The sequence below is a fragment of the Morganella morganii genome, from assembly GCF_019242955.1.
GTDB classification, from domain to species: domain Bacteria; phylum Pseudomonadota; class Gammaproteobacteria; order Enterobacterales; family Enterobacteriaceae; genus Morganella; species Morganella sibonii.
In genome coordinates this window covers 3,858,875-3,872,383 of the sequence record NZ_CP066129.1, presented here as the reverse complement: position 1 = coordinate 3,872,383, position 13,509 = coordinate 3,858,875, and the positions used below count along the sequence as shown (strand labels likewise).

Here is a 13,509-nt window from a genome sequence, read left to right as displayed (position 1 = left end):
GGTGCATTATCAGCAGATTTCAGGTTATTTATCTTATGTATCTATAGTAAACTTCAAATAATTTTCATTTATCTCAGTCAAATCTCAGAAATTCAGGAGTTGATGTGATCCGGTACCCTCTTGTTTGTGTTGTCGCTGTGTCTCTCACATCCCCTCTGGCCTATAGTGCAAATCTTCGCTTAAAAGTGGAAGGGCTCGACGGGCAACTTGAAAAAAAATGCAAGAGTCCAGCTTTCCACTATCACGACCGATGAAGTCGTGGCTGACGGCCGTTTTCGTGCCAGGGTGGAAAAAGCCATCAAAGAAGGGCTTCGTCCGCTGGGGTATTATGAGCCGGTAATCACGTTTGATTATCAGGATAATACACCACCTGCGCGTCCGGTATTGTATGCCCGGGTGGTTCCGGGGGAACCGGTTAAAATTGCCGGGGTTACCGTGGATATCAAAGGTGCGGCAAAAACTGATCCGGCGTTCAAAAAATTTATTACTAAAAATACACCGGAAACCGGGACTGTCGTCAATCACGGCGAGTACGAAAGTTTTAAAAGCGGATTATCCGGGCTGGCCTTAAAACGCGGCTATTTTGATGCGGAGATGGAAAAAAGCCAGCTCGGCATTGCCCTTTCCCGTCACGCAGCCTACTGGGACTTTGTGTTTAACAGTGGCAAACGATACCGTTTCGGTAAGGTAAATTACCAGGGATCGCAAATCAGAGATGCCTATCTGGAAGGTCTGGTGCCCTTTAAAGAGGGGGATTATTACACCTCGGAGCAGCTGGCGGAATTTAACCGTCTGCTGGCGGAAACCGGCTGGTTCCAGTCAGCGATCGTCACCCCGGATATTGCACAGGCGCGGGCGGATAACAGTGATTATCTGACCATGGATGCGTCTTTCACCCCGCGTGCGCAAAACTTCGTTGAGCTGGGTGGTGGTTTTGCCACCGATGTGGGGCCGCGTGTTCAGGCGAAATGGAATAAGCCGTGGGTGAACTCAAGAGGCCACAGCCTGACCTCCAGTATCAGCCTGTCCGCCCCGGAACAGATCATTGATACCTCTTACCGCATCCCGCTGAAGGTTAATCCGATCGAGCAGTATTACGCCGTTTCCGGCGGGTATAAACGGACCGATCTGAACGATACCAAAGCCGATACCGCCACCGTCAGTGTTTCCCGTAACTGGGATTTATCCACCGGCTGGCAGTACGGCATCAATATGCGCTGGAGCCTCAGCCACTTTACCCAGGCGGATATCACGAACACCACTATGCTGCTCTATCCGGGCGTGAATGTCAGCCGCGTCCGTTCGCGGGGCGGGATGATGCCGTCCTGGGGGGACAGTCAGCGTTACTCGGTGGATGTTTCCAATGAAATGTGGGGCTCGGATGTGGATTTTTCCATTTTCCGCGCCCGTAACGTCTGGATACGGACACCGTGGGATGGCCACCGCTTTGTGATGCGCGGTAATCTCGGCTGGATTGAAACCAATAATTTTGACAAAGTCCCGCCGGATCTGCGTTTCTTCGCCGGTGGCGACGGCAGCATCCGTGGTTATCGTTACAACAAAATCTCACCGGAAGATTCTGACGGCAAACTGACCGGCGGTTCGCGGATGGTCGTCGGTTCGCTGGAATATCAGTACAACGTGACCGGTGACTGGTGGGGTGCCGTATTTGTTGACAGCGGTGAAGTGGTGAATGATATCAAACGAAGTAATTTCAAAACCGGTGCCGGTGTCGGGGTGCGCTGGGCATCGCCGGTCGGGCCAATCAAGTTTGACCTTGCCGCGCCGGTAGGGGATGACCAGACGAAAAATATCCAGTTTTACATCGGCTTGGGGGCAGAACTCTGATGAAATGGCTGAAGTATCTGAAGTGGCCGGCAATCATTCTGCTGGTACTGATCCTGATGATTGGCGGTACACTCGGCTGGGTACTGGGTACACAATCCGGGCTGCACTTTGCCCTGAATCTCGCGCCGCGTATGGTATCCGGCCTGACTATCGGCCAGGTTGAGGGCGATCTGCGTAATCTGACCCTGAAACAGGTGAAGTACACCATGCCCGGTATTGATGTCAGTGTGGATAAGGTTGATCTGGCGTTGCGCCTGAGCTGCCTGAAAGACATGACACTCTGTGTTGAAAACCTCAGCACGGACGGCACACGGGTTGCTGTCGATACCGCAAAACTGCCGCCGTCAGAAGAAACCCCGCCGTCAGAGCCGCTGACAGAGCTGAATGCACCGCTGACCATTTTCCTTGATTCGCTTTCCGTGACTGACACACAGGTTACCGTGGATGACATGGCGGTGAATCTGGATACTTTCCGTACCGCCATGACCTGGCAGGGCGATCAGCTGACGCTGAAACCAACGGTGATTAATGCCCTTTCTGTTGTGCTGCCGAAAAGTGACCCGGCTGCGGCAGAAGAACCGGCACCGGCAACGGATGCACCGGAGAAGCCGTTAGGTGAAACCATCAGTGAGATTTTTGCTCAGCCGATGCTGGCAGAACTGCCGGAGGTTATTCTGCCGCTGAATATCTCAGTGGAAGGTATTTCCGGTGAGAACTGGCAGGTGAGCGGTGATGCACCGGTAACTCTCAATTCCCTGCATCTGGCGCTGTTTAACAAAGGTCAGGTGCTGACCCTCAGCGATCTGTCTGCCGATGCACCGCAGGGCAATATCGCGATCAGCGGGGAAGTGGCGCTCAGTGAAAAATGGCCGGTGGCGCTGTCTGTTAAAGGCCATGTCCGTGATTTTGATAAATTCAGCGGGCAGGATCTTGATCTCAGCCTGAACGGCGGACTGCTGGATGAACTGAAACTGGCACTGGCGCTGAAAGGGCCGGTTAATGCCACGCTGGATGCACAAACCAATCTGACACAGGCTGATCTGCCGCTGCTGCTGACACTGGAAAGTCAGAAAGTCAGCTGGCCGCTGACCGGAGAGGCGGACTATCAGCTTGATGGTGTGAAACTGCGTCTTAACGGAAAAGTGAGTGGTTACGATCTCTCCCTGCGTTCAGATATCAAAGGTAAGGACATCCCCCCCCGCTCTGCTGACCCTGGATGCCAAAGGGAATACAGAACAGCTTAATCTCACCCGCCTGCGTCTGAATGCGTTACAGGGCTTTGCGGAAGTGACCGGGGTGGCGGACTGGCAGAAAGCCATCAGCTGGCAGGCAGTACTGACACTTTCCGGGCTGAATACCGCAAAAGCTTATCCGGAATGGCCGGCCAAAGTGGACGGTAAAATCAGTACCCGGGGCAGCCTGTACGGCGGTAACTGGGAGCTTGAAATCCCGGATATCACCCTTGACGGCAAAGTGAAAACCTATCCGCTGAAAGCGCGCGGTAATGTGAAAGGTAACGCGGGTGGTCAGTGGACGATCCCCGATCTGAAACTGGCGCTGGGTAACAATAAACTGGATGTCCGCGGACAGCTGGCGGATAACTGGAAGCTGGATGCCGATATCAATGCACCGGCGCTCGGCGGGCTGGTTCCGGGTCTGGCGGGAACCATCAAAGGGAAGCTTAATGTCCGCGGTAATATGGAAAAACCGCAGATCCTTGCTGATCTGACGGTTAACAGCCTGAAATGGCAGAACGATCTGTCCGTGGCGGATGCCAAAATCAAAGGGGATATCACTTCTGCGGAACAGATCAAAGGTCAGCTGGATGTCACTGTGAATCAGCTGAAACAGGCGGATCTGGTGATCAGCAATCTGACCCTGAATGCCAAAGGCACAGAAGCACAGCATCAGTTGAAACTGACCATGAAAGGCGAACCGGTCTCCGCACAGCTGATGCTGAACGGCGGATTTGATCGTAAAACCGAAACCTGGAAAGGCACGCTGAATAATACCCGCTTTGACACACCGGTGGGTGAGTGGTCACTCAGTAAGGCGATGGCACTGACCTATCTGAATGAAAAACAGGAAGTGACCATCGGCACCCATTGCTGGGTGAATCCGGATGCCCGTATCTGTGTGCCGAAACCGATCACTGCCGGGGCTTCCGGTAATGCGTCTGTAGCCCTGGAACGTTTTGACCTGGCGATGATTAAACCGTTCCTCGGCCAGGATACCCGGCTGGACGGCGTATTCAGCGGTAATGCCAATGTCCGCTGGTTTGCGGACGGCTCACAGCCGGTGATTGACGCGTCCCTGAAAGGTAACGGCGTGAAGGTGGTGCAGAACCTGGAAGGCACGAATCTGCCGGTCGCGTTTGATACTCTGACACTGACCGCCGCCATGAAGAACGGCAAACTGAATCTTCAGTGGCTGATTGCCATTGCCGGTAACGGGAAGATTAACGGTAATGTCCAGATTACTGATCTGGAAAAACGCCGTCAGCTGAGCGGCAATGTCGGTATCGACAATATCTCGCTGGATCTGCTGAAACCGCTGCTCGGCAAAGGCGATAAAGCCACCGGTCGGCTGAATGCCGCGCTGCGTCTGGGCGGTAACGCGGCATCGCCGCTGCTGTTTGGTCAGCTGGGATTATCTGACCTCGCGGTCAGCGGACGTCTTCTGCCGTTCGATATCACGACCGGCGGACTGAATGTGAATTTCGACGGCGCCCGCTCTGATCTCAGCGGAAACATCAAAACACCGGAAGGGTATCTCAACCTCAGCGGTAACGCGGACTGGCGCAGAATGGATGCCTGGAGTGCGAAGATTTTTGCACAGGGTGACAAACTGCGTGTTTCGCTGCCGCCGATGGTGCGGATTGATGTCAGCCCGGATCTGGTCTTTGAGGCCACGCCATCCATGCTGAAACTGGACGGTACGGTCAATATTCCGTGGGCACGGATCACAGTACATGAAGTCCCGGATTCCGCCGTCAGTGCCACCTCTGATGAAGTGATGCTGGATGATAATTTACAGCCGATCCATGAAAAACAGACCAGCATTCCGATCCTGAGTAATCTGCGTATCCATATCGGTGATGATGTGCTGCTGGATGCTTTTGGTCTGAAAGCAAAACTGACCGGGGATCTGAAAGTCGCTCAGGATAAGCAGGGACTGGGACTTAACGGCCAGGTGGATATTCCGCGCGGACGCTTCCATGCTTACGGGCAGGATCTGCTGGTACGTAAAGGACAGATCCTGTTCTCCGGTCCTGCTGACCAGCCGTTCCTCAATCTGGAAGCGATCCGTAACCCGGATAACACCGCCAACGGCGTGATTGCGGGGGTTCGCGTGACCGGGCTTGCTGACAGACCGAAAGTGGAAATATTCTCTGATCCGGCGATGTCTCAGGAAAATGCGCTCTCTTACCTGCTGCGTGGTGAGGGGCTGGATACCGGGGATGCGGACAGCTCGCAGATGACCTCCATGCTGATCAGCCTCGGTGTGGCACAAAGCGGGCAGTTAGTCGGAAAAATCGGTGAGACATTCGGTATTTCGGATCTGGCGCTGGATACCCAGGGCGTGGGCGATAAGTCGCAGGTTGTGGTCAGCGGTAAGATAACCAATGATCTGCAGGTAAAATATGGTGTCGGTATATTTGACTCCTTAGCGACCTTAACGTTACGCTATAGGTTAATGCCCAGGTTATATCTGGAAGCGGTGTCTGGTGTTAACCAGGCGATCGATCTGCTTTATCAGTTTGAGTTTTAATATATGCGAGTGATCGTTTATGGCAGTTTGCGGCAGAAACAGGGCAACCATCATTGGATGACCTATGCCGCCCTGCTGGGAGAATATACGCTTGAAGGCTATGACCTGTATGATTTGGGACACTATCCTGCGGTGGTGCCGGGAACCGGTTCGATCGAATGTGAAGTGTACCGGATCTCCTCGTCGATCCTGACTGAGCTGGATGAATTAAAAAAAGATGGTCAGGATTACCGGCGTGAACTGGTTTCAACGCCGTACGGCAGTGCCTGGATTTACTTATATCAGCGTCCGGTGGACGGACTGGTGAAGATAAATTGCGGGGACTGGCTGAAACGGCACGAGGAAGCAGACCCGGAAAGCGAATGATTTCCCTGTGAATAAAAAAACCGCTGTGAAAACAGCGGTTTTTTTTGTCTCTGAAACGGACTGCGGATTATTTTTTTGCAGCGCGTTCGAAAGAAGCGATGATTTCAGCTTTTGCTGCTGCGGCATCTTCCCAGCCGTCAACTTTTACCCATTTGCCTTTTTCGAGATCTTTGTAGTGCTCGAAGAAATGCGTGATCTGAGCTTTCAGCAGTTCAGGCAGGTCGTTCACATCGTTGATGTGATCGTATTCTTTGCTCAGTTTGGTGTGCGGAACCGCAACCAGTTTGGCATCTTCACCTGATTCGTCAGTCATTTTCAGCACGCCGACAGGACGGCAGCGGATCACTGAACCCGGCTGTAACGGATACGGAGTCGGTACCAGCACGTCTACCGGGTCACCATCCAGAGATAAGGTGTGGTTGATGTAACCGTAGTTGCACGGGTAGAACATGGCGGTTGACATGAAACGGTCAACAAACAGTGCGCCGGATTCTTTATCAACTTCATATTTAATCGGATCTGCGTTGGCAGGGATTTCGATAACAACATAGATATCTTCCGGCAGATCTTTACCTGCAGGAACATTATTCAGGCTCATGAACGGATTCCTTAATCTTCAGAACAAATAGCGTGGCGGATATTATAACGAAAAAAAGGCGGTGGTATACCGCCTTTTCCTTCTCTTACTCTTGCTTACTTCCCGTTTTCGTCCGGGAATTCCGCCATAAAGCTTTCTGCTTTCTCTACCATTGAGCGGGTACCGACAAAGTACGGTGAACGCTGGTGGAGTTTTTCCGGAATGATATCGAGGATGCGGTTCTTACCGTCACTCGCTTTACCGCCTGCCTGTTCCGCGAGGAATGACATCGGGTTGCACTCGTACAGCAGGCGCAGTTTGCCGCTCGGATGGCTTGCGGTGCTCGGATAGATGTAGATCCCGCCCTTGAGCAGGTTGCGGTGGAAATCCGCTACCAGCGAGCCGATATAACGGGTGGTGTACGGGCGATCTGTCGCAGGATCTTCTTCCTGGCAGTATTTGATGTATTTTTTCACGCCGACAGGGAAACGGATGTAGTTCCCTTCGTTGATGGAATACATTTTGCCGTTCTCCGGGAATTTCATATCAGCCTGACACAGGCAGAACACACCCAGGGACGGATCATAGGTGAAGGCGTGAACACCGTTACCGGTTGTGTAAACCAGCATGGTGGATGAGCCGTACACCACGTAACCGGCAGCGACCTGGCGGTTGCCCGGCTGGAGGAAGTCAGCTTCGGTGACCGGCTGGCCCAGCGGGGTGATACGGTGATAAATAGAGAAAATAGTACCGACTGACACATTCACATCAATGTTGGATGAGCCGTCGAGCGGGTCCATCAGAACCACATATTTGGCGTTTTCCGCACGGCCGCCTTCAAAAACAACAATGTCGTCTTCTTCTTCAGAGGCAATACCGGCAACTTCACCACGGGCTTTCAGCGCGGCTTTCAGTTTCTCGTTGGCGTAAAGATCCAGTTTCATCTGGACTTCGCCCTGCACGTTTGAGATACCATTAGTACCAAGGATATCAACCAGCCCGGCTTTGTTGATATCACGGTGAATAATCTTAGCGCCTAACTTAATCGCGGAGAGGAGTGCAGTCAGTTCTCCGGTGGCGTGAGAAAAGTCCTGCTGTTTTTCGACGATAAATTCGCCTAATGTTTTCATGACGTACGTCCTGAAGTGGGTGAAATAAAAGTATTACGAAAGCGGTTGCCCGTAAACGCGGGTGCAAGTTTAGCCAAAGAAAATCATAATTGATAGGCTAATCCGTTTCAGTTCTTTTGAGAGATGGTTAGAATAGTGACCAACGTCATGCTATTGGATAAAAAATAATGCATATTCATATTCTCGGTATCTGCGGCACCTTCATGGGCAGCCTGGCTATCCTGGCCCGCGCACAGGGGCACAAAGTGACCGGCTCGGATCAGAACGTCTACCCGCCGATGAGTGATTTACTGACAGAGCAGGGGATCGAACTGATCACCGGTTACGACCCGGCACAACTGACGCCGCGTCCGGATATGGTGGTGATCGGCAATGCCATGAAGCGCGGAAATCCGTGTGTTGAAGCGGTGCTGAACCTGGGAATCCCTTACACCTCCGGCCCGCAGTGGCTGCATGACCATGTCTTACCGGAACGCTGGGTGCTGGCGGTTGCCGGTACTCACGGGAAAACCACCACAGCCGGTATGCTGGCCTGGATTCTGGAAGACTGCGGTTATCAGCCGGGCTTCCTGATCGGCGGTGTTCCGGGGAACTTTGATGTCTCCGCCACACTGGGTAACAGTCCGTTCTTTGTTATTGAAGCCGATGAATATGACTGTGCATTCTTTGATAAACGCTCGAAATTTGTGCATTACAGCCCGCGTACACTGCTGCTTAACAACCTCGAATTTGATCACGCGGATATCTTTGAAAACCTCGCGGCAATTGAAAAACAGTTCCATCATCTGGTGCGTGTGGTGCCGGGTGACGGCAAAATTATTGCACCTGCCCAGGACGCCAATCTTAAACAGGTGATCGGTATGGGCTGCTGGAGTGAAGAAGAGTATACCGGCGATAATGCCCGCTGGCAGGCAGAGAAAATCACTAATGACTGCGGTGAGTTCGATGTGCGCTATGACGGCGAAATCAGCGGCCGTGTGACCTGGGGACTGGTGGGTGAGCATAATATGCAGAATGCCCTGATGGCGGTTGCTGCCGCACATCACGTCGGCGTGCCGGTGGCGGAAGCCTGCCGTGCTCTGGGTAAATTTATCAACGCCCGCCGCCGCCTTGAGCTGCGCGGTCAGGTAAACGGCATCAGTATCTACGATGACTTTGCACATCACCCGACGGCGATTCTGGCCACATTACAGGCACTGCGCAGTAAGGTCGGGGGTACCGCCCGTATTCTTGTGGTGCTGGAACCGCGCTCAAACACCATGAAAATGGGGATCAGCAAAGACGATATCGCGCCTGCGCTGGGTCGTGCGGATGAAGTGTTTATCTTCCAGCCGGCAGATATTCCGTGGCTGGTCAGTGAAATTACCGAGCGTTGTGTGCAGCCGGCTTACTGGACCGGAGACCCGGACGCACTGGTCAATATGGTGGCCGGGCATGCTCAGCCGGGAGATCATATCCTGGTGATGAGCAACGGCAGCTTCGGCGGTATCCACGATAAACTGCTGGAAAAGCTGAAGTAATCTGACAGCTGAGAATGTGAAAGCTGAGAATTTGAAGACTAAGAAAAAAAACCGCGCGGGACATCAGTACCGCGCGGTTTTTGTATGATTAACGGCGGATTACAGTTCCTGTTCGAACAGGGCAAGAATCGCTTCGTAAAGCTGTTCTGTGGTGAAATCTTTGGCCGGTGTCGAGAAAATGGTGTCATCCCCGGCGATACTGCCGAGAATACCCTCGGATTTGCCGATGGAATCCAGCAGGCGGGCAATCAGCTGCGCTGCGCCCGGACTGGTACGGATAACCACCACCGAGTCATTGTAATCAATATCCAGCACCAGGTTTTTTAACGGGCTGGTGGCTGTCGGAACACCCAGTTCCGCAGGCAGACAGTAAACCATTTCCATTTTTGCGTTACGGGTGCGGACAGCACCGAACTTGGTCAGCATCCTGGAAATCTTGGACTGATTAATATTCTCAAAGCCCTCTTCCTGCAGGGCGGTGACAATCTCCCCCTGAGAGCTGAATTTTTCTTCTTTCAACAGCGCCTTAAACGCCTTGATCAGATCTTCCTGTTTAGAAGGTGCACGCATAGTCTTTCCTGAAAATTTGGATACGGACTTTATTATTATGCGGAAAAATGCATTTTTATGCAAATTAAACCCTGTGGTCTGACCCGGATAAACCGCATTAATGGTCAAAACTGGTGATCAGTTCACGTAATTGACATTGCTTATGGTTCTGACCAGGTTATCACCATAGGTAAATATATTGTTAATTAAATGATGTTGTTAGCAGTTACGCATTGTTATATTAACGCACATGACTATAAGTGCTCTTAAAGTAAAATAATTGTCAAAATAGTGTTCCTTATCTCATTAACAGATAAGCGATTTGTTTAGAATGGATAACAATAGACAAACAGATTCAAATGCGTGAATATGCAATCAGTCTGTTAAAATATTGTATTCACAGCCCTCATGCACGGATTCGCGCCTGATGCGCAATCGTGCTAACCGTCCCAAGTTAAGGAGTCTCAGGATGAAAGTTGCAGTTCTCGGAGCAGCAGGTGGTATTGGTCAGGCTCTCGCCCTTCTTCTTAAAACCCAGCTTCCTTCCGGTTCAGATCTTACTTTATATGATATCGCACCGGTCACTCCGGGTGTGGCAAAAGATCTCAGCCATATTCCGACAGACGTCCGGATCACCGGATTTGCCGGGGAAGATCCTACCCCTGCATTAGAAGGTGCGGATATTGTCCTGATTTCTGCCGGTGTGGCCCGTAAACCCGGCATGGATCGTTCTGATCTGTTTAATGTGAACGCAGGGATCGTGCGTAATCTGGTGGAAAAAATTGCCAAAACCTGCCCGAAAGCGTTAATCGGTATCATCACCAACCCGGTAAACACCACGGTAGCTATTGCGGCAGAAGTGCTGAAAAAAGCCGGTGTGTATGACAAAAATCGTCTGTTCGGCGTTACCACGCTGGATATTATCCGCTCCAACACCTTTGTGGCGGAACTGAAAGGGAAGAAACCACAGGAGCTGGAAGTGCCGGTTATCGGCGGACACTCCGGTGTGACTATTCTGCCGCTGCTGTCTCAGATCCCGGGCGTCAGCTTCAGTGATGCGGAAATTGACAGCCTGACCAAGCGTATTCAGAACGCGGGTACAGAAGTTGTGGAAGCCAAAGCAGGCGGCGGGTCCGCGACACTTTCTATGGGCCAGGCTGCTGCACGTTTCGGTCTGTCACTGGTTCGCGCCATGCAGGGTGAAAGCAATGTGGTGGAATGCACCTACACCGAAGGCGACGGCAAATATGCCCGTTTCTTTGCCCAGCCGGTCGTATTAGGCAAAAACGGTGTTGAAAAGCGTCTGGATATCGGGTCACTCAGCGCCTATGAAGAGAAAGCGCTTAACGGCATGCTGGATGTGCTGAAAGCGGATATTGCACTTGGCGAGAAATTTATTAACAGCTGAGTTATTAAATAGTTGTATTTATTTTTTTGAGCCGTAAATAAAACCGCTAATTATGATTAGCGGTTTTATTGTTTTTATAACTATATATTGAAATTAATTAGTTACCTTCACTCTTATTTTCCTATCTAATAATTCACCTGTGATAGAATTAAAATAACGGCTGGGCCAAATCTCCGACGGATGGACGGCGAGAAAGTCTGCGATGAGCCATTCACCTTTCGGCCACGGGCGGGAGAGCGCATTGGCGAGCGTTGAGGAGCTGAGCCCTGCGTTACGTGACAGGGCGGCCAGGGTTGTCCCCCGTTTCTTCAGCGCAGCAATAATATCAGCAGGGTGCCAGTCAGATTTACCGGAATCCATATATTGAGTCCTTTTTATTTTAGATTAATGCCGTGTTAGTGGTATAAATAACGGGTTGCCATCACATTAAAGATGAATTCAATTCGTTATTAAGAAAATAAAATACCATTATTTTTCTAAATATTTTCTTAAATTTTTTCTTAAAAATATCTTTTTTGAACTCTGTTACAGAATTAAGAAACAGAATGAAAATGTGCAGGTAACGCAAAGGACTGAATGAGGTAAGCATATTTGCTTACTTAACATAAGGAGTTTGTTGATGAAACAAAAGCGATTTTTATCTGTTACCAGGTGTGATACGTCAGCAGCACTGAGCCGGATCTCATTTTCTGCCCGACGATCATTGTATTAAGTGCTTACCGTTGTTGTAACAAAATATGCCGATTATTCACAAATAAATAATGTTTTATCCTTGTGTTTGTAAAATAATCCCGTAAAAATCGGTGTAGATCCGGAATTAGTTAAAAAATTCAGTGCAGATAAAGCATTTGTCATTTTTAGGAAAGTGCCCGGCAGATTCACGCAGTTTAAACACAGAAATTGCCGATTTTTTGCTGAAAATGGGTTGCAGGAGAAAAGATGAAAAAAGAATGGTATTCCGCGAAGGAATTGGTTGGTTTGGCGGGCTTGCCATCATCTCCTCAAGGTGTCAACCTGATGGCGAGACGGGAAGGCTGGCATCAGCGGCGCAAGCGCGGCGTGCAGGGAAAAGCAGTCGAGTACAGTATCGATAGTCTGCCGGATGAAGTTCAGGCAATCCTGCATGCGTGTGACAACAGCGCGAGCTATCAGGCAAAGCGGCAGGATGCGTTTCTGATTTGGGTGGAAGCTTATTATCAGCTCACCAGAGAGGAGCGCGAAAAAATTGTCACGTTCATTCTGCGGGAAGGTTTAGCTAAACTGATCCAGCATCTCGATGCACAGGAGCTTCCGGGCAGCCGGGAGCAGGACGAAAAACCGGAATAAAAAAACGGGATCTTTACAGATCCCGTTTTTTCTCTGTGATCAGGCAGAGCGGCGGACCGCGATATGTGCCAGACCTGCCAGGGCATCTTTGTACTGAGAGTCCGGCAGTGCAGACAGCGATGCGATCGCTTTGTCTGCTTCTTCTTCGGCGCGGGCATAGGTGTATGCCAGAGAGCCGCAGCGCTTCATCACGGTAAGCACCTGCTCCAGCAGATGACGCCCGTTACCCTGTTCTATCGCCTGACGGATCAGCGCGGATTCTTCCGCATTGCCGTTGTGCATGGCATGAAGCAGCGGAAGTGTCGGCTTGCCTTCATCGAGATCATCCCCGGTATTTTTACCGAGTGTCGTATTATCCGCATCATAGTCCAGAACATCATCGATCAGCTGGAAAGCCGTGCCGAGATACCGGCCGTAATCCTGCAATGCTTTCTCCTGCTCCGCGGTGGCACCGGCCAGAATCGCGGCAGATTGCGAGGCGGCTTCAAACAGACGGGCGGTTTTGCTGTAGATAACCTGCATGTAATCCGCTTCGCTGATATCCGGATCGTTGCAGTTCATCAGTTGCAGTACTTCACCTTCCGCGATCACGTTTGTCGCTTCTGACATCAGTTTCAGCACTCGCATGGAATCCAGATCCGTCATCATCTGAAAAGATCGTGTGTAGATAAAATCCCCGACCAGCACACTGGCAGCATTACCGAACACTTCGTTAGCCGTCTGTTTGCCGCGGCGCATGTCGGATTCATCCACCACATCGTCGTGCAGCAGGGTGGCGGTATGGATAAATTCGATCAGTGCCGCCACCTGAATATGTTTGTCGCCGTCATAGCCCAGAGCCCGGCCGGTCAGTACGGCGATCATCGGGCGGATCCGTTTCCCGCCGCCGCTGATAATGTAATAACCCAGCTGGTTGATGAGCGATACGTCTGAGGTCAGCTGTTTTTGAATCTTTTGATTGACTGCGGCCATATCATCCGCCGTCAGCGCGATTATTTGTTCTGAGTTCATATG

General features: G+C 51.2%; 9 protein-coding genes and 2 pseudogenes. 6 read left to right on the top strand and 5 right to left on the bottom strand.

Annotated elements, in window-relative coordinates; all coding sequences use genetic code 11:
* Nucleotides 1-104 precede the first annotated feature (104 nt).
* From tamA to JC793_RS18095, 3 genes and pseudogenes are all read left to right on the top strand, one after another.
* A pseudogene (gene tamA, locus JC793_RS18105) lies at nt 105-1,848 on the top strand (autotransporter assembly complex protein TamA).
* Nucleotides 1,848-5,619, top strand: a pseudogene (gene tamB, locus JC793_RS18100) (autotransporter assembly complex protein TamB). Before tamA ends, tamB begins: the two co-directional pseudogenes overlap by 1 nt.
* A 3-nt stretch (nt 5,620-5,622) precedes the next feature.
* Entirely contained in the window at nt 5,623-5,985 is a 363-nt protein-coding gene (locus JC793_RS18095; protein ID WP_046894261.1) for a gamma-glutamylcyclotransferase family protein, read from the top strand.
* A 67-nt stretch (nt 5,986-6,052) separates the two neighbouring features.
* Here the strand turns inward: JC793_RS18095 and ppa are convergent, their stop codons facing one another.
* Both ppa and fbp read right to left on the bottom strand, forming a co-directional pair.
* Entirely contained in the window at nt 6,053-6,583 is a 531-nt protein-coding gene (gene ppa / locus JC793_RS18090) for an inorganic diphosphatase (protein ID WP_046894262.1), read from the bottom strand.
* A 95-nt stretch (nt 6,584-6,678) separates the two neighbouring features.
* Complete coding sequence (fbp, locus tag JC793_RS18085; RefSeq protein WP_046894263.1) at nt 6,679-7,692, bottom strand: class 1 fructose-bisphosphatase; 1,014 nt, start codon at nt 7,690-7,692, stop codon at nt 6,679-6,681.
* A gap of 167 nt (nt 7,693-7,859) precedes the next feature.
* Between fbp and mpl the strand changes: the two genes are divergently transcribed.
* The gene (gene mpl / locus JC793_RS18080) at nt 7,860-9,212 is read left to right on the top strand and encodes a UDP-N-acetylmuramate:L-alanyl-gamma-D-glutamyl-meso-diaminopimelate ligase (protein WP_218426944.1); all 1,353 of its coding nucleotides are present in this window, start codon (nt 7,860-7,862) and stop codon (nt 9,210-9,212) included.
* A gap of 99 nt (nt 9,213-9,311) precedes the next feature.
* Here the strand turns inward: mpl and argR are convergent, their stop codons facing one another.
* Entirely contained in the window at nt 9,312-9,782 is a 471-nt protein-coding gene (gene argR, locus JC793_RS18075; RefSeq protein ID WP_004234524.1) for a transcriptional regulator ArgR, read from the bottom strand.
* A 448-nt stretch (nt 9,783-10,230) separates the two neighbouring features.
* On the opposite strand from argR, the gene mdh reads away from it, so the two are divergent.
* On the top strand, nt 10,231-11,169 hold the full coding sequence (gene mdh / locus JC793_RS18070) for a malate dehydrogenase (RefSeq protein ID WP_024474260.1): 939 nt from the start codon (nt 10,231-10,233) through the stop codon (nt 11,167-11,169).
* A gap of 93 nt (nt 11,170-11,262) precedes the next feature.
* On the opposite strand, the gene JC793_RS18065 is transcribed toward mdh, so the two are convergent.
* A complete protein-coding gene (locus JC793_RS18065; RefSeq protein WP_046894265.1) occupies nt 11,263-11,529 on the bottom strand; it encodes a helix-turn-helix domain-containing protein in 267 nt (88 codons plus the stop codon).
* 579 nt (nt 11,530-12,108) lie between these two features.
* On the opposite strand from JC793_RS18065, the gene JC793_RS18060 reads away from it, so the two are divergent.
* Nucleotides 12,109-12,495 carry a DNA-binding protein gene (locus JC793_RS18060; RefSeq protein WP_046894266.1) on the top strand — a complete coding sequence of 129 codons (387 nt, stop codon included), beginning with the start codon at nt 12,109-12,111 and terminating at the stop codon, nt 12,493-12,495.
* Between the two features lie 39 nt (nt 12,496-12,534).
* Here JC793_RS18060 and ispB read toward each other — a convergent pair whose 3' ends face one another.
* Nucleotides 12,535-13,506: an octaprenyl diphosphate synthase gene (gene ispB, locus JC793_RS18055; protein ID WP_052926776.1), complete on the bottom strand. Its 972-nt coding sequence runs from the start codon at nt 13,504-13,506 to the stop codon at nt 12,535-12,537.
* Nucleotides 13,507-13,509: the final 3 nt, after the last annotated feature.

Coding starts and splice junctions, on each gene's coding strand:
- JC793_RS18095 (WP_046894261.1), top strand. CDS start 5,623: ATGCGAGTGATCGTTTATGGCAGTTTGCGGCAGAAACAGGGCAACCAT.
- ppa (WP_046894262.1), bottom strand. CDS start 6,583: ATGAGCCTGAATAATGTTCCTGCAGGTAAAGATCTGCCGGAAGATATC.
- fbp (WP_046894263.1), bottom strand. CDS start 7,692: ATGAAAACATTAGGCGAATTTATCGTCGAAAAACAGCAGGACTTTTCT.
- mpl (WP_218426944.1), top strand. CDS start 7,860: ATGCATATTCATATTCTCGGTATCTGCGGCACCTTCATGGGCAGCCTG.
- argR (WP_004234524.1), bottom strand. CDS start 9,782: ATGCGTGCACCTTCTAAACAGGAAGATCTGATCAAGGCGTTTAAGGCG.
- mdh (WP_024474260.1), top strand. CDS start 10,231: ATGAAAGTTGCAGTTCTCGGAGCAGCAGGTGGTATTGGTCAGGCTCTC.
- JC793_RS18065 (WP_046894265.1), bottom strand. CDS start 11,529: ATGGATTCCGGTAAATCTGACTGGCACCCTGCTGATATTATTGCTGCG.
- JC793_RS18060 (WP_046894266.1), top strand. CDS start 12,109: ATGAAAAAAGAATGGTATTCCGCGAAGGAATTGGTTGGTTTGGCGGGC.
- ispB (WP_052926776.1), bottom strand. CDS start 13,506: ATGAACTCAGAACAAATAATCGCGCTGACGGCGGATGATATGGCCGCA.